We start from the raw sequence: 22,836 nt of genomic DNA on the forward strand, positions 1-22,836 counted from the left end.
TCGATTGTTCACCTCGCATCCATTCGTTCCTTTGGCGTTCCCTATCTTGCACCCGTTGGGCCAACCATTTTGACGGATTGGAAAGATGCCCTGGTGCGTGCTCCTTGGTGGGATATGGGCCGTCGACCTGAAGAATTTGAACCTGTGGACCCAAAGCGAGCACGCGGACGGAGGTAGGTTCGGCCGTTGAAACGCTATTGGCTGGTGGTGTTGGTGATGGCGGTTACATGCATGGTAACGAGCTGCGGCGACTACAGCGAAGTGGAAGACCTTGCTGTGGTCGTTGGAATGTCGATGGACGAGACCTCTAATCACCACTTGCGTGTGACATGCGACATCATGAGGTCCAGCGAATCCGGTTCAGACAGCACGTCTGCGAATCAAAATCAGGACATGTTGGTCACTGGAGAAGGATTGAGCATGGCCTCCGCTCTGGAAAACATCCAAAAAAAGCTTGACAAGCGCATCTATCTGTCGCACAACACGTTGGTTGTGTTGAGCGACAGGGTGATCTCGGATAGGTTTGCATCCATGCTGGACGAACTAGAACGAAACCGCGAATTACGCTTGAATCAGATGTTGGTCGTAGTTCGAGGAGATGCCGACCAAATTTGGACCATTTCCAATCGAAACGAAACGCCGCTTGCCATCACGATCCGGCAGGCGATTCAAAATTGGGAAGCATGCACGGACGCTTTTCGGGCGGAACAATTCCGCATGTTGCGCGACTGGAATGCTCCATACGGAGTTGCCCATTTACCGTGGCTTGATCCACAGGCGGCCAATTGGGTTGCAGGTCTCGCATTTGTGGATCCTCGGGGAGGCATAGCGTGGTGGTCCATCTGCCCTCCTCGAGACAATGGAGCACTTTGGCTGCTAGGAGATACGCGCAATTTGGTCCAAAAAATCGTATTTCAGGATCCGTTTAGAGGTAAAGAAGGTCAGGTTTGTATCAGGTGGGTGCATACGCATACATCGTTGGGGTTTAGGTATCATAAAAACAAGCTGTGCGTCACTGTCAATTGGTGGGGCAACGGTTATATCGAGGCGATGAGTCCGGGGCATGTCGCTGATCGAACGACCTTTAAGGTCCTTGAAGATCAGGCGGGACGCGACATTCAGCGCGACATCCATCAGTGCATCACGCGTATGCGCTCCGCTGACGTCAATCTGTGGCGAATGTCGCTGTATCGAACGGCACCTCAGTTGTTTCGCATATTGGAGCGCAAAGATCCATCCTGGTGGAAGACATGCGACGTGTCTTATGTCATTCATCCTCACATTGTCCATTCTGGACTGTCGACTCGATCGCCGGGGTGAAGGGGAGGATTACGTGGTCAAGAGACCCGCTTGGGGGCCAACCCTCGTTTGGTTGGTGTGCGTATGCTTTGTCGTGATCGCATACTTGGCCCTGTTGTTCCAGTGGTGGCCAGACTTTCACCCCCTTTATCCGTTAGAACTCGTGTTTGGGACGGCCACCAAATGGTTATTTGGGTTGTGAGCCATGAGAAAAGAACTGATATCTCGATATCAACTGATCTTGCTTCTCATATGGTTGACCATGGGGACCGGGGTTCTCGTCATTCCCTCCGTGATCACGGAGTTCACCGTAACGGATGCGTGGATGGCCGTTCCTTCATTGTTTGTTGGAGGACTGCTCTCGGCGGGCATTGCTCGTGTGCATGTTAAAAAATTTCCAAACTCGCGGGCAACCGGTGGGTTCCTCGCGATGGCGGGGCCCGTAATAGGGGGCGTATTCATTATATGGTATATTTCGGTGGTTTTTCTGGTCGGGACAGTGGTGGCGAGGGAGTTTACACTCTTTGTGACCGTCGCTTCGTTGCCCTATACATCGGAAACTGCAGTGGCGGTTATCGGCTGCGCCAGCGTCGTTTACATTGCCTATGTAGGCATTGAGTCCTTCGCACGCGCAAACGAATTTGTTGTTCCTCTCGCCGTTGTGGTACTCCCGCTCCTGATTCTCTTACCCTTAACTCTGTGCGACGTCCATCAGTTTTACCCTGTTTTTTCGAGTGGTTGGCTGCCTGTATGGAAGGCCTCGATCGTCTCGATCTTCGTCTATGGGTTGGAATTTTCACTTGCAATTCAATTTGTTCCTAATTTGAGATCACCCGAGAAACTTCCTATCGACATCGTGATCGCGGCTTCCATATCCACCGTGCTGATTCTCATCGTGGTCATCCTGACCGTTGGCGTGTTCGGATACACGGTGCGTTATCTGCAATACCCCGTGTTGGAGCTGATTCGCGTTGTACGCATCGGGCGTTTCATCGAACGATTAGATACGATCTATGGAATTGCCGTTTTGATGACTATCATCTCGAAGTTGACCGTCATCCATTTGGCGATGTGCACGGGAATTCAAGACCTTTGTAAGACGCGCGACTACCGCTGGGCGGTGTTACCTACCGGAACGGCGATGTTTGTGGGCGGATTGTATTTTTATCGCAATGTCGCCCAGATGGCGTATTTCATCGAACACGTCGGACCATCTTACCTCTTGTTCACGGTGGTGGGTGTGCCGTTGTTGGGATTGACATTGCAGCGCGTCCGGTTCCATCTGAAACGTAGAGCCAGGAAGGGAGGCTGACGACGCAACCATTTACACACCCAGGCTCTGCCCTTCCTGGTTCACGAGATCCGTCAGGTATTCATGAATGTCCGTCCGACGAACGCCGCGGCCGCAGCTTTCGGGTCGGGCGCCGACATGACGGCCGATACGACCGCGACGCCGTCTGCGCCTGCAGCCATGACCTCCGGCGCCCGCTCGACGGTGATGCCGCCGATGCCGACGATGGGAATGCGGACGGCGCGCTTGCAGGCGGCGAGCACATCCAGGCCCGTCAGGACGGCGTCGCCTTTGGTCGCCGTGGGATACACGGATCCGACGCCGAGGTAATCGGCGCCGTCCTGTTCGGCCTGCACCGCTTCCCCGACGGATCGCGCAGAAACGCCTACGACGAGCTCGGGAAAGCGAGACTTGACCAGGCGCGCCGGGAGGTCCGTCTGTCCCACGTGCACCCCGTCCGCGCCCGACAAAAGGGCGATGTCGAGCCGGTCGTTCACGATGAAGAGCGCGCCGTGGGCGGACGCGAGCTCCCGCAGGCGAAGGGCGAGCTTGAGCATGGGCCCGCCGTCCTCTTGTTTGCGCCGCAACTGCACGCAAGTCACGCCGCCCGCGAGCGCCTGTTCTACGATGGCCGCGACCTCCCCGTGGTCCGGGCGGTCGTCCGTCACGAGATACACGCGGAGTTTCTCCGTCCAGTCCCGCCTTGCCATCTCACTCATCCTCTCCGAATCCGCGCCCGGGCGTCGACGTCGCCTGGGGTCACGGCGTTTAGCGCGTCAAGCAGCCGAACCTGAAAGCTCCCCGGTCCGCTCGCGCCCTCGGCTGCCATCTCGGCCGCCACGTTAAAACACGTGATGGCGGCGACGGTCGCTTCGAGGAGCCCGCCCTTCGTCCCATCCGAGACAGCCGCAAACGCGCCGATCACGGCCGTCAGCGAGCACCCGGATCCGGTGATGGCCGCTTCCCACGGATGCCCGTTTTCGAGCTCGTACACCACCTCGCCGTCCGTGACGAGATCCCGCTCTCCCGTCGCCGCGACGATGAGGCCGTGATCGCGCGCGAACCGCATCATGGCGTCGACCAGTCCGGTCCCGGCAGCCTTGGCGTCGACGCCCGCCACTTCGCCGCCCGCGCCTGTGATGACGCCGATCTCGCCCTGATTGCCGCGCAGAACCTGGATGCTCCGCGCCTCCAGGAGTCGCATCGCCGCGTGGGTCCGGTACGGCGTCGCGCCGGCCCCGACGGGATCGAGCACAATCGGCACGCCGCGGCGGTTGGCGGCTTCGCTCGCGAGATCCATGCTCGTCACGGTGTAAGGGTCAAGCGTGCCCAGGTTGAGCGCGAGCGCGCGGGCGATGGCGACCATGTCCGCGACCTCCTCGTGCGCGTGCGCCATGACGGGCGACGCGCCGAGGGAGAGCAGAGTGTTCGCCGCGACGTTCGTCACGACCAAATTCGTGATGTTGTGGACGAGCGGGCGCTCCTCGCGCACGCGCTGGAGCCATTGTCCCATCTGCATGTGCAAATCTCCCTTCGGCCGGGCCAAATCTCAGAGTGGAGGAGCGGTCTCGGCAAACTGATGACCATCGAACACGTACATCCGCCCGGCCTCCATCCGCTCCGGCCAGACGGGGGACTGGCTGTGATCCGTCGGCCCATGCCCGCGGCCGACGTCCCAGTCCGCGGCCGCCGCGATGGCGCGCGAGATGTACGATTTCGCCGCGGCGATGGCCTCGAGCGGCCGAGCGCCGCGCGCCAAGCTGGCGGCGACGGCGGATGAAAATGTACAGCCGGTGCCGTGAGTCTTGTGGCTTGGGACGCGGGGGGCAGCGAAAAACGTCCAGGTGCCGTCGTGGAACACCACGTCGATGGCGAGATGTCCCGCGCCCTCGAGATGCCCGCCTTTGACCACGGCATACCGCGCGCCGAGCCCTGCCAGCGCCTCGGCCGCCCGCGCCGCGTCCGCGAGCGAGCGGATGGAGATGCCGGTCAGCCGCTCCGCCTCGGGCGCATTGGGCGTCGCGACGAACGCGAGCGGCAGCATACGCTCGATCACGGCCGCGACATCGTCCGGATGGAGCAGCGCCTCGCCGCCTTTCGCGATCATCACCGGGTCCACGACGATGGGGCAGTCGACGCCCGCGAGAGCGTCTGCGACGGCGTGGATGGCGGCGCGATCGCCGAGCATGCCGGTTTTGATGGCGTCAAAGCTCAAATCGTCGCGCACGGACTCGAGCTGCGCGCGCACGATGTCCACGGGCAGCGGATACACGGCCTGCACGCCGACGGTGTTCTGCGCGGTGACGGCGGTGAGCACGCTCATGCCGTACACGCCGAACTGGTGGGCCGTCTTCAGGTCCGCCTGGATGCCTGCGCCGCCGCCCGAGTCGGATCCGGCGATGGTGAGCATGCGCGCCACGTGGCCGTCAGGGCGTCGAAACATCCTGCACCGCCTCCTTTGGAAGCCACGACTCGCCGCGGTACGCCATGTCGAAGAAGCGGTACTCGAGGTGGCAGCTCGCGACAAACGCCGCCTCGACCCGGCGAGCCCGCTCGGGCGAGAAGTGGGCGGCCTCGCGGTCGATCATCGCGAACAGGCGATGTGTGGCGTCTTGCATGCCGGGATCGGCGTAGAAGCGGATCCAGGCCGCGAATGGGTGATCTGGCCGGTCCTCGAGAATGGGTTCGAGCCGCTGGCCGATCTCGACATACACGTGATGGCACGGCAGGATGGCCGCCACCAGTTCCGCGAAGTCTCCGCGCGCCGCCGAGGCCAGGAGATGGCTCTCGTAGTGGTGCAGGGTGGGCAGCTTCGGCCAGCCCTTCACGTCCTGCGCCGTCGCCCCCGCGTAACTGAGCAGGTTGTCGTGTGCTTCGGTTTCACCGCCGAGAAGAAGCGCCATGCGCCCGTGGAAGTCGGCCACGTCTTCGTGCCTTGGCGCGAGCGCCGCGGCATGCGCGAAGACGCGCAGATAGGTCTCCAGATACGGATGGTCCTGGCTGACGTAGCGAATGGCCGCTTCTTTCGGGAGGTTCCCTTCGGCGATTCCTCGCACGAACGGATGGCGCACAATGGCGCCGAGAATCGGGTTGGACATGGCAATGAGCGATGCGGAAAAGGACATCGAAAACGCCTCCTCTGCCGGAGGCCATAAGGGGAACACGGGAGAGGTCCCATGCGCCACTTTCCTACGCTGGCATTACCCAGGTCAGGTTCAAAGGGTTCGGGGTGTCCCCCCGTCTCAGCTTTCGCTCCCCTAGTGGCATCCAAGCTCGTTCGCATTCTATCATAGCATCTGAGAGAACCGCTGGCCATGGCGGCCTGCGCTGGGGGCGTTTCCATGCGCGTGCGAGACGTGATCGCGGCCCTTGAATCGATGATGCCTTGTGACGATCAGGCCATCTCCGTCGATGGCCTCGTCTGCGGGGATGCGGAGGCGCCGGTGCGCGCCATCGGCGTGACGTTTGTCGCATCCGTGTCCGCCGTGGAGGTGGCGCGGGCGAATGGGATTGATCTTCTGCTCAGCCACGAGGGCGCCTTCTTCCGCCACCAAGGCGACGCGCCCGCCACCGATGCCGTCGCTTCGCAGAAGAAGCGGCAATTGCTCGATCTCGGCGTCGCCGTGTATCGCCTGCACGATCGGCCGCATCGCACAGCGCCCGACTGGATCGCCGAGGGGCTCGCGGAGGCGCTCGGATGGGCGGCGGACGTGCGACTGCGGCTTGCTGTGCCGTGCGACGTGCCGGTCGCCGTCTGGCCGGAAGGCCGGCCTATGGACGACGTGGTGCGGGAGGTGTGCGCTCGGCTCGGCCTGCCGCGCGTGCGCATCTCCGGCCGCGCTGACGTGGTGCGCCGCGCCGCGCTTTTGCCCGGCTACCGGGGCACGGGCGATCTCGTCGCCCACGTGTTTCGCGAGACGGGCGCCGATGTGGTGTTGGTCGGCGAGGGGCCGGAGTGGGAGGCCATGGAGTACGCGCGCGATGCCGCCGAGCTGGGACTTTCCCGCGCGGTGTTATGGCTCGGTCACCAGGCGAGCGAGTCGCCGGGCATGCGCCGTATTGCGGAGGCTTTGAGGCTCCACTGTACCGTCCCAGTCTTGTGGCTGGATCAGCCCCAGGCGTACACGTGGTTTGAGCGCGGGGATGGCTGATGTATGCTCGGTCATCGACCCGCATGTTTCACCACGGTTGAGGCGCCCGAGTCTCCATCGGCCCATCCCGAACAGTGGAGAGAGGATGAAGGTTCGTGTTCGACACCCTGTCTATCGCACAACTCGTGCGGTCCGTCGCACAGACGGATCGATTCCGCCGTTGGCGAGGCATTTCGCTCGCGCTGCTCGGCTCCGTATTGTGGGGCGTCTCCGGAACAGCGGCACAGGTTTTGTTCCACGCCTATCACGTCGATCCGGCGTGGCTCGTCGCCGTTCGAATGGCAGTCTCCGGCGTGCTGCTCCTCGCCGCCGCCGGTTGGACCGCGGGTCCGGCCGCGGTTTGCGCGCCATGGCGATCCCGGGCGTCCGCGTTCCGGTTGACGATCTTTGGCCTCGCCGGACTCCTCGGCGTCCAGTACACCTACTTTGCCGCCATTCGGACGGGAAATGCGGCAACCGCCACCGTTCTCCAATACATGGCCCCTCTCGTGATTGTCGCGTATGGGGCCGCGCGATCTCGTCGACTGCCTTCGCGTCTGGAAGCCATCTGCGCGGCGCTTGCCATGTCAGGTTGCTTTCTCTTGGTCACGGACGGCCATCTCGGGCGGCTCGCGGTCTCCGATGCCTGCGTGATCTGGGGACTTTTGTCGGCCGTCGCTGTAGCCGTCTACACGCTGTATCCCGTACCGCTGCTTGCCACTTTCGGCCCGCTGGTGGTCACGGCCTGGGGGATGCTGATTGGCGGTTCCGCCATGGTGGTCAGCGGCCTGCCTCACAACGGAATACCTGCGCTGCCGTTTGGCGGGTGGTTTCTCGTCGGCTTTGTCGTGTTGTTCGGCACGCTCGTCCCGTTCTATTTGTATTTGGCGAGCCTTCGCGACATCACCCCGGCGGACGCGAGCCTCGTTGCGAGCGGCGAGCCGCTGGCGGCGACTGCGCTCGCTGTGACCGTGCTGCATCAGCCCCTGACCTGGGCAGCGCTACTTGGCATGGGTTGTGTCCTTTTGACGGTGACGCTTTTGGCGCGGGCGAAGTCCTAGGTGATGAGTGCCCCCGCGCGTCCCGGGCTCGTCTCCGAATGAGGGTTGTGGCGAAAACGAGGACCGTGTACAAGAGGACGCCGCCCTGGGTATGAGCGGCGTTAAAGAGACAATTGCGAGAAATAAACCGATTTCTGGTCTTTCGGTGCGAAATCATAAAGAATTACAGGAGGAGTTTTTGTGAACAAATTTCTTATTAGACGATTAGCCTATTCGGAACGGCCACCTATGGATTTGCTCGTTCAAGCAGACCCGGACGTTGATGTCGTAAATCAATATATTTCCCGAGGGATTACATACGTTGGTGAGATTGATGGAAATGTGATCGGATGCTACGTGCTCCTCAAAACCCGGCCTATGATTGTCGAACTGGTCAATGTTGCTGTTGCTGAGAACTACCAAGGCCAGGGATATGGCAAACAGCTCATTCAACATGCCGTTCAACAAGCTCGTTTCATGGGCTACAAGTCAATTGAAATAGGAACCGGTAACTCCAGCATTGGACAGCTTGCTTTATATCAAAAATGTGGTTTTCGTATCGTCGGCGTTGACTTAGATTTCTTTACACGACATTACAAAGAACCAATATTTGAGAATGGAATTCAGTGTCGTGATATGATTCGTCTCGTTCAACACATAGAATGAAGAACTTCTCGCATATTCCATCTACGTTTCGGCTTCAATTGCAGGACTATTGCATGAGCGTGTTGCAGATCGCGAGCCGTTGTGATGTAAGTGTTCCATTATAAAGAAGGGCTTCACCCCAATTTTAGATAAAGAAAATTGTATCCGACAAACCATTTCTACGGAGGGAAGTCTGACGTGTAATCTCGACATACATGGCTCTTCTGCTATGGCGGATGGATGGAAATTGACCCTCCGGAGCGGCGTGAGCCGTTTGCTTCGACATCCATCATCAACCGGGATCCAGACTCCAGTGCTTTCGCTGCTCCTTCGAGTAAGCCGCAGGACTCCAATCAGGAAGCCGAATGAACCCGTGTTCCTAGCCTCCCGTATCTTCCTCGGTTGAATTGCGGTAGAATGGAGGAAAACGAATCCAGAAAGGATGTGCGCTGCGTGGCTCACGAAGGACCCGCGAGGCACACGAATCGGTTGATCCACGAAAAGTCTCCGTATCTGCTCCAGCATGCCCATCAGCCCGTCGACTGGTACCCTTGGTGTCCAGAAGCCTTTCAACGAGCCAAGCGCGAGTCGAAGCCTGTGTTTTTGTCCATCGGCTATTCGTAGCCCCCTCGGGGGCCCAAGAGATTCCCTTCGACCTGCCATTGGTGTCACGTGATGGCCCATGAGTCCTTTGACGACGAGACCGTGGCCGCCATCCTCAACGAGCACTACGTCACCGTCAAAGTCGACCGCGAGGAGCGCCCGGACATCGATCACATCTACATGACCTATTGCCAGGCGTTGCAGGGCGAGGGCGGATGGCCGCTCACCATCATCATGACGCCCGACGGGCACCCGTTTTTCGCCGGCACCTACTTCCCCAAGACGCCGCGGTACGGGCGGCCCGGGCTGATTCAGATCCTGCAGGAGATTGCCAGGCTGTGGCAGACAGATCGCGCGCGTCTGGAGCGGGCGAGCCGATCGATGGCGGAGCGCATGCAGCCCCTGTTCGAGGGACAAGCGGGTGAGGCGCGCGGCCGGGACGCCGCGGATCGAGCGTACCAGGCGCTCGAAGCGGCGTTTGACCAGGAGTACGGCGGATTCGGCCCGGCGCCGAAGTTTCCCACGTTCCACCGGGTGCAATTTTTGCTGCGCTACGCGCGCCTGCGCCCGAACGAGCGCGCGGCCGCCATGGCGTTGTCCACGCTTCGCGCCATTCAGCGGGGCGGCATTGTCGATCACGTCGGTGGCGGCATGGCGCGCTACAGCACGGACCCGTTCTGGCGCGTGCCGCACTTTGAAAAGATGCTCTACGATAACGCGCTGGCGCTCGCCGCGTATGCGGACGGCTACGTCCACGCCAAAGATCCGGCGTTTCTGCGCATCCTCCGGCAGACCGTCGCGTTTTTTGATCGCGAGATGCGATCGCCCGAGGGCCTTTACTACAGCGCGGTGGACGCGGATTCGGCGGGCGGAGAGGGCCGCTTTTACCTCTGGCGGCCGGAGGACGTGATCGCGGCACTCGGCCCTGAAGACGGCGAACTGTACAACGCCTTCTACGACATCACGGAAGCCGGCAACTTCGAGGGCGCGAACGTGCCGAACTACATCGGCCAGGATCCGGCGGCGTTCGCGGCTTCTCGCGGCATGACGGAAGAATCGCTCTGGCAGAAGCTCGACGACCTCAACGAGAAGCTGCGCTCGGTTCGGGACGGGCGCGAACGCCCGGCCATTGACGACAAGTGTCTGACCGCCTGGAATGCGCTCATGGCCTATGGACTTGCGCGCGCGGGCCTCGCGTGCGGAGAGACGGCGTGGGTGGACCGGGCCAGGGAGGTGGTGGCAGCCATCGAGCGCATCCTGGTGCGCCCCGACGATGGCAGGCTCCTCGCGCGGTATCGGGACGGCGAGGCCGGGATCTTCGCCTATGCGGACGATCACGCCTATCTCGTCGCCGCGTATCTGGAGCTCTATCGCGCGACGCTCGACCGCGCGTATCTTCATCGCGCCCGGCATTGGCAGGCGGTGCAGGATGCCCTCTTTTGGGACAAGGCTCAGGGCGGGTACACGTTTTACGGCCGAGACGCGGAGTCGCTCATCGCGGTGCCGAAGCCGGTGTATGACGGCGCCATGCCGTCCGCCAACAGCCAGTCGGCGCACAACCTCTGGATGTTGCACGCGCTGACCGGGGACGCCGAATACGCGGATGGGCTGGATGGACTGTTGCGCGCGTTTGGCGGAGACATCGCATCGGCGCCCATGGACTGCCTGTGGCTCGTGACCGCGGCCATGATGAGCGAAGTGGGCTCCACGGAAATCGTCATCGCGGCGCCACAGGAGGAAGCTGCGCGGAGGGCCAGGGAACTCGGGGCCATGGACCTGCCGGAGGCGGTCTGGCTGACGAGTGACGCGCGCGGCGACGCGTCCATGTACCCCATGGCAGAACATGGCGCGCCGCAGTACTTCGTGTGCCGAGGCTTTCGCTGCGATCGCCCGGAAACGGACTGGAAGGTGGTGGTGGAGGGTTTGCGGCAGCCGCCCGCCTGGAGCGAACAGTTGTGAGCCAATTGGACATCCTAAATGGGAGACACAACCGAGTGCAGGAGGGATCGAGATGAGCGTTGATTTACAGAGAACTTTCACGCTGGACGGATCGCCCCTCACGGCGACCGAAGGGGAGACCGTCCTGCAGGCGATGTTGGCGGCCGGCCTAGACTTTCCTCACATCTGTTATCATCCTGCGCTTGGCCCCATCCAGACGTGTGACACGTGCATGGTGGAGGTGGACGGCGATCTCGTCCGGGCGTGCGCGACGCCGGTCAGGGAAGGTATGTCGGTGCGCACGAAATCCGTGGCTGCGCGCTACGCGCGCAAGGAGGCGATGGACCGCATCCTGAAAAACCACGACCTCTACTGCACGGTGTGCGACAACAACAACGGCAACTGCGTGGTGCACAACACCACCATGGCGATGGACATCGACCACCAGTCGTATCCGTTCCGCGAGAAACCGTACGAAGTCGACATGTCCCACCCGTTCTATCGGTACGATCCGAGCCAGTGCATCCTCTGCGGGCGCTGCGTCGAGGCGTGTCAGAACCTGCAGGTCAGTGAGGTGCTTTCCATCGACTGGGATCGCGAGGTCCCACGCGTCATCTGGGACAACGACGTGCCCATCAACGAGTCGTCGTGCGTCTCGTGCGGACACTGCGTGACCGTGTGCCCCTGCAACGCGCTCATGGAAAAGTCGATGCTCGGCAAGGCCGGCTTCCTCACGGGCATCGAGCCGGAGCCTTTGCAGCGGATGATCGACGTGACGAAAGCCGTCGAGCCAGGGTACCGCGCCATCTTCGCCCTCTCGGAAGTGGAGAGTCACATGCGCAACTCCCGCATCAAGCGGACGAAGACCGTGTGCACGTACTGCGGCGTGGGCTGTTCGTTCGACATCTGGACGAAGGATCGGGATATTCTCAAGGTCGAGCCGCAGATGGAGGCGCCGACCAACCAGATCTCCACCTGCGTGAAAGGCAAGTTTGGCTGGGAGTTTGTCAACAGCCCGGACCGCTTGACAAAACCCCTCCTGCGCAAGGGTGACAAGTTTTACGAGGTCTCGTGGGACGAGGCGCTGGATTTTGTTGCAAAGCGTTTGACCGACATTCGCCAGCAGTACGGAGACGACGCCGTGGCCTTGATCTCGTCCTCCAAGTGCACGAATGAAGAAAACTACCTCGTTCAAAAACTGGCCCGCGCCGTGCTCCACACGAACAACGTCGACAACTGCTCGCGCTATTGCCAGTCTCCCGCCACCGAGGGCCTGCGCCGGACCATGGGCTACGGCGGCGATACCGGTTCGCTGCACGATCTCGCCATCGCCGATCTGCTCATCATCGTCGGCGCAAACCCGGCCGAATCCCACCCCGTGTTCTCGACCCGCATGCGGCGGGCCAAGAAAAAGTACGGCCAGAAGCACATCGTGATCGACCTGCGCGAACACGACCTCGCGCACCGTGCGGATCTGTTTGTTCGGCCCCATCCGGGAACCGACCTGGTGCTCCTCTCGGCGGTCACAAGGTACATCATCGATCAGGGATGGCACGACGCCGACTTCGTGCGCGATCACGTCGACGGTTTTGAAGATTTCGTCCGCTCACTCGAGCCGTATACGCTCGAGTACGCCGAGCGCGTGACGGGTGTGCCACGCGACACCGTGATTCAGATCGCCCAGATGATCCACGAGGCGAAGTCCACCTGCATCTGTTGGGCGATGGGCGTGACACAGCACAAGGGGGGCAGCGAGACCAGCACCGCCATTTGCAATCTCCTGCTCGTGACGGGCAACGTCGGGCGGCCAGGCACCGGGGCCTATCCGCTCCGAGGCCACAACAACGTCCAGGGCGCGGGCGACATGGGTTGCAGCCCCGTGTACATGCCGGGCTACGAGCGCGTCGACGATCCGGCCGTGCGCGCAAAGTACGAGACCGCCTGGGGCGTGGAGCTCCCGACGAGCAAGGGTCTCGACAACCACGAGATGGTCGACGCCATCCACGAGGGCAAACTGCGGGCGCTCATCATTCAGGGCGAAGAGATGGCGCTCGTGGACTCCAACTCGCATTACGTCCGCGAGGCGTTCGCGAAGCTGGATTTGCTCGTCGTGATCGACGTGTTCTTCAGCAAGACGGCCGAGTATGCGGACGTGGTGCTCGCCGCGAGCCCAAGCCTCGAGAAGGAGGGCACCTTCACGAACACGGAGCGGCGCATCCAGCGCCTCTATCAGGTGTTCGAACCGCTCGGGGATTCCCGGCCAGACTGGATCATTCTGCGCGATCTCGCCAACCGCCTCGGGGCCAACTGGACGTACGGGCATCCGTCCGAGATCCTGGAGGAAATGGCGAGCTCGGCGGCGCTGATGCAAGGGGTGCGCTGGGACCGGCTCGAGGGTTATCGGAGCCTTCAGTGGCCGGTCCATCCCGATGGGACCGATACGCCGCTGCTCTACACGAACGGTTTTCCGTTTCCGAATGGGAAGGCGCGACTTGTGCCCGCCAAGTGGATTGAGCCGACCGCGTTTGAACCGGAGTACGATCTCCACCTGAACAACGGCCGCATGCTTGAGCACTTCCACGAGGGGAATCTGACGTATCGCGTGCACGGCCTCAAGGAAAAGGTGCCGACGACGTATCTCGAAGTGTCGCTCGAACTCGCGAAAGAGCGCGGCATCGAGACAGGTGCGCTGGTGCGGATCATCTCGCCCTACGGGGAACTGAAGCTGCCGGTGGTTGTGACGGATCGCGTGAAGGGCAAGCAAATGTATTTGCCGATGAACACGTCGAACGACGAAGAGGCCATCAACATCCTCACCTCGAGCGAGTCGGATGAGACCACGCACACGCCGGCGTACAAGGAACTTCAGGTGCGGATGGAAGTCCTTCGGCCGCACGGCGAGAGTCCCATGACGAGGTTCAACTTCCGGATGCACAGGCCAAATCCGCAACCCGGCGTGCGCGTCGAGCGGAAGTGGTCGCGGCACGGTTATGTGCCGGTGACCGAGGCGGCTCAGGAAAAGGCAAAGGAACAGGCGAGGGGGTGAGATGATGGCGCAACCGATTCAACAACTGGTTCGCGAGCCGCGCGACGAGCGGCGCGAGGCGCAGACCCGCGTGGAAGAGGCGGTGCTTGAGAGCGCGGATGGCATCGTGGACGGACTCAGATTGCTCCAAGCGTGCGAGGAGAAGGGGCTCATCCCCATCGTTCGAGCGCTGGTCGAGCAAGGCGACGACGTGCTGCGCGTGGTGGTTCACGCCATCTCGCGCAAAGGGGTGACGGACGGCCTCAAGAACCTGATTGGCGTCGTGCAGTTCTTGAGCGTCGTTCCGCCGGAGGACATGGAGCGGATGTTTCACGCGATGGCCAAGGGCCTCGAGCGCGCCACCGAGCAAAGCGAGGCAAATGCGCGGATGGGGGTGTATGATGTCCTTAAAGCGCTGCGCGACCCGGATGTCGGCCGCTCGCTTGCCATGCTTTTTGCGTTCCTGAAGGGCATGGGCAGCGGGCTCGCCGACCCGGGCGCATCGGCGCACAAGGACAGGGGGCCTGAGGTGTGAACAGCGTATCGCGCTTTGGGGATGCGGAAACGCACAGGCGCCGCGTGCTCCGATATCGGGCAGGGGCGTATCGCGAGGAGGAAGACGTGATTGCGACAGAATTTGCGCTCACGCTCCACGTCAACGGAGAGGAGTTCGCGACGCTCGTCTGCACCCCGACGTACGTCGAGGACTTGGTGTGCGGATTTCTGGCTTCGGAAGGTGTCATCCGCAGCGTGGACGAGATTGAGTCGGTGCAGGTGAGCCTATGGACGGGTACGGCCAGGGTTCAGACGAGGTCCGGTGTTGCGCTCCATCCCGCGATTTATAACAAGCGCTACATCGGCTCGTGTTGCGGAAAGGGGCGGCAGAGCTTTTACTTTCAAAGCGATGCGCTGACCGCAAGGCCCGTCGCAGACGCGGTGTCGCTCTCCGCGGATGACGTGTTTCGCGCCATGGACCTGCTCGACGCGTCGTCCGGATTGTTCGAGGAAACGGGCGGCGTGCACGTGGCGGCGCTGGTTCGAGATGGGCAGCTCGTCTTGGCCAGGGCGGACATCGGTCGCCACAATGCGCTCGACAAGATCTACGGCCACTGTCTGCGTGCGGGCGAGAGCTTGTCCGGCACAGCCATTGCTTTCAGCGGGCGAATCTCGTCTGAGGTGTTGCTGAAAGTCGCCAAGATCGGAGTGGGCGCCGTGATCGCCCGCGGTGCGCCGACACTGCTCGCCATCGATCTCGCGGAAGAACTGAACATCACGGCCATCGGTTTTGTGCGCGGCCGCTCGTTCAATGTGTACAGCCATCCGTGGCGCATGTCGGACGTGGCGGTGGAGGAAGCCACCGAACGGGCGTGAAAAAAGCGGGTTGCCGAATCGCTCGGCAACCCGTTCGTGCTATCGGGGTTCAGAAGCGGATGCTGGATACGAGGAACGCGCACACCATCAGGACGCCAAACCGGAACAGGAGATTCGACGTTCCCTTCACGGCCTTGTGCAGTTTGGCCGGCTCCGTGTACTGATAGTACAGCCGAACCACGTAGACGGCCGTCGGCACCGTCAAAAGCACAAGCAGGGCGAACGGCGTCAGCACGCCGAGGGCCACCATCGCCACCACGACGAGGTACGCGGCCACAAACACGCTCGCGAACAGCACACGCCCCCGCGCGCGGCCGATGAGGATGACCATGGTCCGCCGTCCGCCTTCGGCGTCCTGCGCCATGTCGCGCATGTTGTTGGCGAACAGAATGGCGCCAATCAACAGGCCAATCGGGATAGACACCAAAAGCGCCCTCAGCGTGACGGTCCCGCTCTGCAGATAGAACGCAATCAGCACGATGGTCGGGCCCATCGCGGTGGCTGCGGCGACCTCGCCAAAGGGCGTATAGGCAAGCGGCACCGGCCCGCCCGAATAGAAGTACCCCACAGCCATGCACAAGACGCCCACCAAGGCCAGCCACCAGCTCGTCGTCGCGCAAAGGTACACGCCCAAAAGCAGCGCCGCTGCCAGAAAGGCGAATCCCAACCGGAGCACCACCTTTGGCGAAACGCCATCGCGCACGATGGTGCCCGCGATGCCGACCATGCGCTCGTCATCGAGGCCGCGCTGATAATCGTAGTATTCATTGAACATGTTGGTCGCCGACTGAATCAGGATAGAGGCCAGGAGCATGGCGACAAAGCGCCACACGTGAAACGGATACGACGGCACGGCGACCGCGGTGCCGACAATCACTGGAACGATGCTCGCCGTGAGCGTAAACGGGCGCAGGACGCGCCACCACACGCGCAGGCGGGTCGCACCTGTCAATTCAACTCACCTCGCAGGCACGGACGCCCATGCGTCCGATTCGCAGTTCAAAGCACATGAGTCCCTCGTGATCCTATCACTCGTCCCCGTCTCCGGCAACCGTTGACCGCTTTTGCAGGCCCATGGGACAAGGTCTATAATGAGTTCGCGTCAATCGACGAGATCGGACATGACCACTGGGTGAATTCATGTGCGCGAGGAGGCTTTCCCATGTCGCTGAACTGGGAGCGAGTGAAGGAGTATACGGACATCATTTACGAGCGGGCGGAGGGCATCGCCAGAGTGACCATCAATCGGCCGGAGGTCCGAAACGCGTTCCGGCCGGAGACCGTGATGGAGATGATCGACGCGTTTCAACACATCCGCGACGACAGTTCCACGGGCGTGGTGCTTCTGCGCGGCCAGGGTGACGAGGCGTTCTGTTCCGGCGGTGACCAGCGCGTGCGCGGCCACGGCGGCTACGTCGGCGGCGACGGCGTGCCGAGGTTGAACGTGTTGGACCTGCAGCGACTGATCCGCACGTTGCCGAAAGCGGTCATCGCAGTGGTGGCGGGTTACGCCATCGGCGGTGGTCACGTCCTTCACGTCTGCTGTGACCTGACCATTGCAGCGGAGAATGCCGTGTTCGGCCAAGTCGGGCCCAAAGTCGGCAGCTTCGATGGCGGCTACGGCGTCTCGCTTCTCTCGCGGCTCGTGGGGCAGAAGAGGGCGAAGGAAATCTGGTTTCTCTGCCGGCAGTACAACGCCCAGGAGGCTCTTCAGATGGGGCTCGTCAACGCCGTGGTTCCGCTCGAGCGGCTTGAGGAAGAATCGATCCGCTGGGCGAAGGAAATCCTGGAGAAGAGCCCGATTGCCATTCGATTCCTGAAGGCGGCGTTCAACGCGGACACGGACGGCGCGGCCGGTTTGCAACAGTTCGCGGGCGATGCCACGATGTTGTACTACATGACGGACGAGGCAAAGGAGGGCGCGCGCGCCTTCCTTGAGAAGCGTCCACCAGAGTTCAGCAAGTTTCCGCGGCTTCCCTGAGGATCGGGGTCCACGCCTGTGCACAACTGCGTTTGAAGGCGGGGGGTGAACGGCCATGATGAATCTGGAAAGAGCGCAGGCGCCCGTCGCCTTCCTGCCGGACTGGTTGTCGGTTCATGCTGCCCGTCGGCCTGCGCGTGTGGCGCTTGCATCGGAGGAACGGTCCATCACCTACGCTGAGTTGGACGCCGCGGCGAGGTCCGCGGCGGCGCGCCTCTTTGCTGCCGGCGTTCGCCCAGGCCATCGCGTGGGCGTGATGTGTCACCGTGGGCTCATGCACGCGCTCTGTCTGCACGCGCTGGTGTTGCTTCGCGCCGTCTTGGTGCCGCTCAACTGGCGGCTTCAGCCGGGCGAGTTGGCGTACCAGGTCGAGGACTGCGAGGCGTCCGTCTTGGTGTGTGACGAATCGGCCGCCCAGTTTGCATCTCAGGTGGCGAAGGAGGTCTCGCGCCCCGTAACCGTCCTCGTCCTGCCGGAGGAGGCATGGGATGCGGCAACGGCTTCGCAGGCGCCGGCTTCGTCCCCCGAGTCGGCCGACGTGTCTCTGGCGTCGGTGCACGCCATCGTGTACACGAGTGGAACCACCGGCAGGCCCAAAGGCGCCATGATCACTTATCAAAACCACTGGTACAGCGCGATGGCGTCCGCGCTCCAGTTCGGCCTGGATCCCGACGAGCGATGGCTCGTGCCGATGCCGCTGTTTCACGTCGGAGGCATGGGCGTGCTGATGCGGAGCCTCATCTACGGCACGACGGCCGTCGTGCATGACAGATTCGACGCGGAGCGGGTCGATCGCGCCCTGGCCTCCGGCGAGATTACGCTGGTGTCGCTTGTGCCAACGATGCTCGCCCGGCTTCTGAAGGTTCGGCAAAGTCCTTATCCACCGCGGCTTCGCGCCGTTCTGCTGGGGGGAGCGGGCTGTCCCCGCCCTGTGCTGGAGCGCGCGCTCGAACTCGGCCTGCCGGTCGCGCAAAGCTATGGCCTCACGGAGACCAACACGCAGGTGGCGACCATCGATGTGCGCGACGCGCTTCGCAAGAAGGGGTCCTCCGGCCGTCCGCTGGCCAACACGCGCATTGCCGTGCAGGGACCGATGGGGCCGACGACGGAGCCCGGCGTCGAGGGCGAAATTCTCGTCCAGGGGCCGAGCGTATTCGCTGGTTATTATAACAGAAAAGAGGAAACGGAACGCGCGCTGGCCGGGGGATGGCTTCACACCGGGGACATTGGACGCTTCGATGAAGAGGGCTTTTTATACGTATTGGATAGGCGCGCGGATCTCATCGTCTCGGGCGGCGAGAATGTGTATCCAGCCGAGATCGAGTCCCTCTTGCTTGGGTTCCCCAGCGTGGTGGACGCCGGGGTCGTGGGAAAACCGGACGACGAGTGGGGCCAGGTTCCGGTCGCGTTCGTCGTGCTGGAGCCGGGCCACGTGTTGACGGACGAGATGGGACGCGCGCTGCGCGAGGAACTGCGCGGCCGGCTCGCGCACTACAAGGTACCTGCCGAATTCGTGCAGGTCGATGCGTTGCCCCGCACGGCGTCGGGTAAACTGATGCGCTACGAGTTGAGAAAGTGGGTGATGCAGGAATGAGCGTGACGGCGAGAGAAGCGCTGCGACAAAGCCTCTGTGCGCGGATCGTCGAGGCGTTTGCCGATGCGGCGCAGGGCCAATCGGAGGAGGCCGTTCGGTTGCGCGTTCCGTTCGATCGCTCGCTTGCGTCGCTCGCGCACTGGAATCGCTTGGAGCCCTCCGTATACAGCCGTCCGCGGAGTGGAGACGAGCAGTTCGGCGTGGGCGTGTATCGCCGTTTGGTGGCGAGCGCGGACGACGACTGGGACGATTTGAAGACGCGCTTCGCAGCGGAGTCGATCCCGCCGGGCCTCCCGTGGTTTGGTGCCGTCCCGTTCGATTTCGGCGCTCTTCCGCTTGGTATCTGGTCGGTCTGGCCGAAGTCCATCTGGTTTGCGCCCAGGCTGTATCTCACCAAGGCGGCAGGGTCTGACGTCGCCGAGGTGCTGTACATTCCGCCTCGCGGCGCGGACGAGATGGACGTTCGGGCGGACGTCATGGACCTCCTTGACGTGCACGGCGAAGGCACGTACCCAGAACGCCCGCGGTTCGACGAGCCGGAGGACTTTCGCCGGTTCGCACATAAGGTCGACCGCGCGCTCCGGGAGATTCGCCAAGGGCGGCTTCGCAAGGTGGTCGTGGCGCGCTTTGCCACTGGCCGCGTCGCTCGGTCGCTCGAGGAGGTGCTTGAGGGACTAACGGTCCGGTATCCGGACAGCCACGTGTTCGCGCTCTCCTGGCAGGGCCGGTGGCTTTTGTCCGCGAGCCCGGAGCGGCTCTGCGCCGTTCGAGGGCGCTCCGTCGAGATCGACTGCCTCGCCGGCACGGCGCGCAGAGGCCGGAGCGACGACGAGGATCGCCAGCTTGCGGATGAACTCATGGCGAGCGCCAAGAATCAGCGGGAGCACCGCGCGGTGGTCGATCACGTCCTCGACGCCATCGCGCCGGTGTGCGAACAGGTGGAGGCGGAGGCAGGCCCTCGGGTCCTCAAACTGGCGAATGTGCAGCATCTGCACACGCGGGTGACAGGGCGCCTGAAGCAGGGTGTGACGCTGTTTGACGTGGCGAAGGCCATCCATCCGACCCCTGCGGTGGCGGGAACGCCCCAGCGCGAGGCGACCAGCTATGTCACGGCCCACGAAGGCTGGCCGCGCGGCTATTACGCGGGTGCCTTCGGAACGTATGTCGGCGGCGAAGGCGAACTTGACGTCTGTTTGCGCTCCGCCTTCGTCGACGCCGGGGAAGCCGCAATCTTCGCGGGCTGCGGAATTGTCGAAGGCTCGGATCCGGTCGCCGAGTGGGAAGAGAGCGAGTTGAAGATGAGGCCGATGCGGGAGGCGCTGGGCGTTCAGGGGGAGGTAGGGCCTTGAATCCGGATCTGTGGCCTGTGCACGCGCTGGTGGACGGGTTGTACGCGAGCGGGGTGCGGCGCGCGGTGATCTCGCCGGGATCGCGCAACACGCCGCTCGTCTTTGCACTCATCGAGCACGGCGGCATCGAGCCCGTCTCTCACATGGACGAGCGATCCGCCGGCTTTTTCGCGCTGGGCATGGCCCGCCAGTCGGGCGAGCCGGTGGCCGTCGTCTGCACGTCGGGCACGGCGGTCGCCAACCTCTATCCTGCGGTCGTCGAGGCTTACTTTTCGCGCGTGCCTCTTGTCGTGCTGACGGCGGATCGGCCGGCTGAGCTGCGCGAGGTCGGGGCTAACCAGACCATCCGGCAACCGAACCTGTTTGGCGCCCACGTGAAGTGGGCCTGCGAGACGCCCGTGCCCCAGGACAGGACGGATCTGGCGCTCAATCTGCGGGGCCTTGCGCTGCGCGCAGGGCTCATCGCCAGAACTGTCCCTGAGGGGCCTGTGCACCTCAATGTGCCGTTTCGGGAACCGCTTCTGCCTCCCCGCAGGAGCGAAACCCGGGAGCTCGAGGAAGTGCCCGCCATCCATGGGCAGCCGAGCCCACCAGCGCCCTGCGCGCCGTCGTCGCTCGCCCAGGTGGAGGAGGCGCTTGCCCGCGCCAGGCGCCCGCTGGTGGTCGCCGGACCGATGCGGCCGGGATCCCTTGCGCAAGCCGTGGCCCACTTCGCCACCGCCGCCGGCATTCCGCTTTTGGCCGACATTCTGAGCCAGTGCCGCGATAGCGACGCGAGCGTTCCGTATTACGATCTCGTCCTGCGCGCAGGGGCTGCTCCCGAACCTCCCGACCTCGTCCTGCGCTTTGGAGGCGAGGTGACATCGAAGCTCCTCTCCTCGTGGCTGCGCGGCGCGCGGGCGGAGTTCGTGGTATTCGACGAGACGCCTTTGTACCGGGACAGCGGGCACTTGGCCACCCATGTGGTGGTTGGGGATCCGACCGCGTGGCTGCACGACGTGTCGCCTGCGCTCGGTGACTGGCGCGAGTACCGAGCGGCCTGGCGGGAAGCAACCGGTGCCGCTGCACGCGCGCTCGATGCGTCCCTGCCCTGGTTCGAGGGCGAGGCGGTGCGTACAGCGGTTGAAGCCTTGAACCCAGCTCACGTGCTCGTCCTCGGGAACAGCCGCCCTATCCGCGATGCCGATGCACTTGCGCTGCCACAGCCAGGTGTGGAGGTGTACGCAAATCGCGGCGCGAGCGGAATTGATGGTGTCACGTCCACCGCCCTCGGTATCGCCGTGGCCTCGGGGCGGCCCACGCTTCTCGTCATTGGAGACGTGTCGTTTTACCACGATTTGAACGGGCTTGCGGCCGCTCGCGAACTGTCTTCTCCGTTCGTCGCGGTGCTCGTGCACAACGCTGGCGGTGGGATCTTCCGCCATCTGGCGCAGGCCGAGAGGCCAGACGAGATCGACTGGTTCACCACGCCGCACGAGTTGGACTTCGCGCCCATCGTCCGTGCATATGGCGGGGTTCACGTGTGCGCGGGCGATGCCGGTGCCTTGCGAAGCGCGCTGCGTGAAGCAATGGCGCGCCCCGGACTCACGGTAGTCGAGGTCCGCTTTCCAAACGACGAGAGCCCACGCATGTACCGAGAGCTCTTCGCACGGCTTGCGAGCGAAAGGGGCGTCGGCGCGCGATGAAGCGCATGGCGTTGATCCGCGGCGTCCGGTACGCGTACCAGCTCATCCCTGGCGGCGAGCCATGCCTGTTCCTGCACGGCTTCACCGGCGCGGGGGACGTGTTCGTACCCGTCCTGGAACGGATGGAGAGCTATGGATGCCGACCGTCCGCCATCTTGCCAGACCTTCTTGGCCACGGCGCGAGCGACGTGCCCGACGATGCCGCGCGCCTTTCGATGGACGAAACTGTGCGCGATCTCGACGCGCTGCTGGATGAGATGGGGGTTTCCTCCTGCCGAGTGGTGGGCTACTCGATGGGCGGGCGTGTCGCGCTCGCGTTCGCCGCGATGTATCCTCATCGCGTTCGCGCGCTCGTCCTGGAGTCCGCGTCGCCCGGAATCGAAGATGCGGATGAGCGCGAGGCGCGCAGGCGCGAGGACGATCGGTTGGCGGACGAGATTGAAGCGCGAGGATTGGATTGGTTCATACCCGTGTGGGAGCGTCGCCCCATCTTTGCCACGCATAACGCCCTGCCGGAAGAGGAGAAGGCGCGTCAGCGCGCCATCAGACGCTCGGGCAGCGCGCGCGGTTATGCACAGAGCCTGCGCGGGTTGGGCACGGGGCGACAGCCGTCGTATTGGAATGTGTTGCACACACTGACGATGCCCGTCGTCCTCATCACTGGGGCGTTGGATGCCAAGTTCACGGCGATTGCCGAACGCATGGAGCCGTGCCTTCCCAACGCTGTTCACGTCACCATCGACGGAGCGGGGCACACGCCGCATTTGGAACAGCCTGACCGATTTGCAGCGAAGCTCGCGGATTTCTTCTCAGGTGCGGAGTGCATCGGCTAAACAGCGCTCCGCCCTCTTTGTAAACACCTCGTAAAGTTTGTAAAGCCCCGGT

General features: G+C 62.9%; 19 protein-coding genes, 1 pseudogene and 1 riboswitch. Of the genes and pseudogenes, 15 read left to right on the forward strand and 5 right to left on the reverse strand.

The features are described from left to right. Window positions 1-3 precede the first annotated feature (3 nt). The 3 genes from AMA01_RS13640 (at window position 4) to AMA01_RS10800 (ending at window position 2,611) form a co-directional block, all read left to right on the forward strand. Window positions 4-177, forward strand: coding sequence for a spore germination protein (locus tag AMA01_RS13640; RefSeq protein ID WP_082744150.1), 174 nt, complete (start codon window positions 4-6; stop codon window positions 175-177). A 9-nt stretch (window positions 178-186) separates the two neighbouring features. Continuing rightward, window positions 187-1,320 (forward strand): Ger(x)C family spore germination protein, encoded by a 1,134-nt coding sequence (locus tag AMA01_RS10795; protein ID WP_067850841.1) that lies wholly within the window; start codon window positions 187-189, stop codon window positions 1,318-1,320. Window positions 1,321-1,504: 184 nt separating this feature from the next. After that, window positions 1,505-2,611 carry a GerAB/ArcD/ProY family transporter gene (locus AMA01_RS10800; protein WP_082744144.1) on the forward strand — a complete coding sequence of 369 codons (1,107 nt, stop codon included), beginning with the start codon at window positions 1,505-1,507 and terminating at the stop codon, window positions 2,609-2,611. A 53-nt stretch (window positions 2,612-2,664) separates the two neighbouring features. On the opposite strand, the gene thiE is transcribed toward AMA01_RS10800, so the two are convergent. Genes thiE through tenA form a run of 4 tightly spaced genes read right to left on the reverse strand, consistent with a single transcriptional unit; the run spans window position 2,665 to window position 5,715 of the window. Further along, entirely contained in the window at window positions 2,665-3,300 is a 636-nt protein-coding gene (gene thiE, locus AMA01_RS10805) for a thiamine phosphate synthase (protein WP_067850843.1), read from the reverse strand. A 5-nt stretch (window positions 3,301-3,305) separates the two neighbouring features. Beyond that, complete coding sequence (gene thiM, locus AMA01_RS10810; RefSeq protein WP_067850845.1) at window positions 3,306-4,109, reverse strand: hydroxyethylthiazole kinase; 804 nt, start codon at window positions 4,107-4,109, stop codon at window positions 3,306-3,308. 30 nt (window positions 4,110-4,139) lie between these two features. Further along, window positions 4,140-5,033, reverse strand: a complete 894-nt coding sequence (thiD, locus tag AMA01_RS10815; RefSeq protein ID WP_067850847.1) for a bifunctional hydroxymethylpyrimidine kinase/phosphomethylpyrimidine kinase — start codon at window positions 5,031-5,033, stop codon at window positions 4,140-4,142. Then, window positions 5,017-5,715: a thiaminase II gene (tenA, locus tag AMA01_RS10820; protein WP_067850849.1), complete on the reverse strand. Its 699-nt coding sequence runs from the start codon at window positions 5,713-5,715 to the stop codon at window positions 5,017-5,019. The genes thiD and tenA overlap by 17 nt, the downstream gene beginning before the upstream one ends. Before the next feature lie 44 nt (window positions 5,716-5,759). Continuing rightward, a riboswitch (TPP riboswitch) is annotated at window positions 5,760-5,859 on the reverse strand. Window positions 5,860-5,931: 72 nt separating this feature from the next. Here tenA and AMA01_RS10825 point away from each other — a divergent pair. The 7 genes and pseudogenes from AMA01_RS10825 (at window position 5,932) to fdhD (ending at window position 15,342) form a co-directional block, all read left to right on the forward strand. After that, entirely contained in the window at window positions 5,932-6,741 is an 810-nt protein-coding gene (locus tag AMA01_RS10825) for a Nif3-like dinuclear metal center hexameric protein (RefSeq protein ID WP_230088131.1), read from the forward strand. Window positions 6,742-6,836: 95 nt separating this feature from the next. Then, entirely contained in the window at window positions 6,837-7,781 is a 945-nt protein-coding gene (locus tag AMA01_RS10830) for an EamA family transporter (protein WP_082744146.1), read from the forward strand. Window positions 7,782-8,009: 228 nt separating this feature from the next. Beyond that, on the forward strand, window positions 8,010-8,426 hold the full coding sequence (locus AMA01_RS13645) for a GNAT family N-acetyltransferase (protein WP_082744152.1): 417 nt from the start codon (window positions 8,010-8,012) through the stop codon (window positions 8,424-8,426). A gap of 396 nt (window positions 8,427-8,822) precedes the next feature. Continuing rightward, window positions 8,823-10,967 (forward strand): annotated as a pseudogene (locus AMA01_RS10845) (thioredoxin domain-containing protein). A 52-nt stretch (window positions 10,968-11,019) separates the two neighbouring features. Further along, window positions 11,020-13,992, forward strand: a complete 2,973-nt coding sequence (gene fdhF / locus AMA01_RS10850) for a formate dehydrogenase subunit alpha (protein ID WP_067850859.1) — start codon at window positions 11,020-11,022, stop codon at window positions 13,990-13,992. Between the two features lie 4 nt (window positions 13,993-13,996). Further along, the gene (locus tag AMA01_RS10855; RefSeq protein ID WP_067850925.1) at window positions 13,997-14,506 is read left to right on the forward strand and encodes a DUF1641 domain-containing protein; all 510 of its coding nucleotides are present in this window, start codon (window positions 13,997-13,999) and stop codon (window positions 14,504-14,506) included. After that, window positions 14,503-15,342, forward strand: a complete 840-nt coding sequence (gene fdhD, locus AMA01_RS10860; protein ID WP_067850861.1) for a formate dehydrogenase accessory sulfurtransferase FdhD — start codon at window positions 14,503-14,505, stop codon at window positions 15,340-15,342. The genes AMA01_RS10855 and fdhD overlap by 4 nt, the downstream gene beginning before the upstream one ends. Before the next feature lie 49 nt (window positions 15,343-15,391). Here fdhD and AMA01_RS10865 read toward each other — a convergent pair whose 3' ends face one another. Next, window positions 15,392-16,294, reverse strand: coding sequence for a 1,4-dihydroxy-2-naphthoate polyprenyltransferase (locus AMA01_RS10865; RefSeq protein ID WP_067850863.1), 903 nt, complete (start codon window positions 16,292-16,294; stop codon window positions 15,392-15,394). A 210-nt stretch (window positions 16,295-16,504) separates the two neighbouring features. Here AMA01_RS10865 and menB point away from each other — a divergent pair, with 210 nt between their 5' ends. Genes menB through menH form a run of 5 tightly spaced genes read left to right on the forward strand, consistent with a single transcriptional unit; the run spans window position 16,505 to window position 22,784 of the window. After that, window positions 16,505-17,323, forward strand: coding sequence for a 1,4-dihydroxy-2-naphthoyl-CoA synthase (menB, locus tag AMA01_RS10870; protein WP_067850865.1), 819 nt, complete (start codon window positions 16,505-16,507; stop codon window positions 17,321-17,323). 55 nt (window positions 17,324-17,378) lie between these two features. Continuing rightward, a complete protein-coding gene (gene menE, locus AMA01_RS10875) occupies window positions 17,379-18,917 on the forward strand; it encodes an o-succinylbenzoate--CoA ligase (RefSeq protein ID WP_230088132.1) in 1,539 nt (512 codons plus the stop codon). Beyond that, window positions 18,914-20,266, forward strand: a complete 1,353-nt coding sequence (locus tag AMA01_RS10880; RefSeq protein WP_067850867.1) for an isochorismate synthase — start codon at window positions 18,914-18,916, stop codon at window positions 20,264-20,266. The genes menE and AMA01_RS10880 overlap by 4 nt, the downstream gene beginning before the upstream one ends. After that, the gene (gene menD, locus AMA01_RS10885; RefSeq protein ID WP_067850869.1) at window positions 20,263-21,951 is read left to right on the forward strand and encodes a 2-succinyl-5-enolpyruvyl-6-hydroxy-3-cyclohexene-1-carboxylic-acid synthase; all 1,689 of its coding nucleotides are present in this window, start codon (window positions 20,263-20,265) and stop codon (window positions 21,949-21,951) included. The genes AMA01_RS10880 and menD overlap by 4 nt, the downstream gene beginning before the upstream one ends. Further along, window positions 21,948-22,784, forward strand: coding sequence for a 2-succinyl-6-hydroxy-2,4-cyclohexadiene-1-carboxylate synthase (menH, locus tag AMA01_RS10890; protein WP_067850871.1), 837 nt, complete (start codon window positions 21,948-21,950; stop codon window positions 22,782-22,784). The genes menD and menH overlap by 4 nt, the downstream gene beginning before the upstream one ends. Window positions 22,785-22,836 lie beyond the last annotated feature (52 nt).

Origin of the sequence: Alicyclobacillus mali NBRC 102425 (assembly GCF_001570745.1) — a bacterium.
Classification (GTDB): domain Bacteria; phylum Bacillota; class Bacilli; order Alicyclobacillales; family Alicyclobacillaceae; genus Alicyclobacillus; species Alicyclobacillus mali.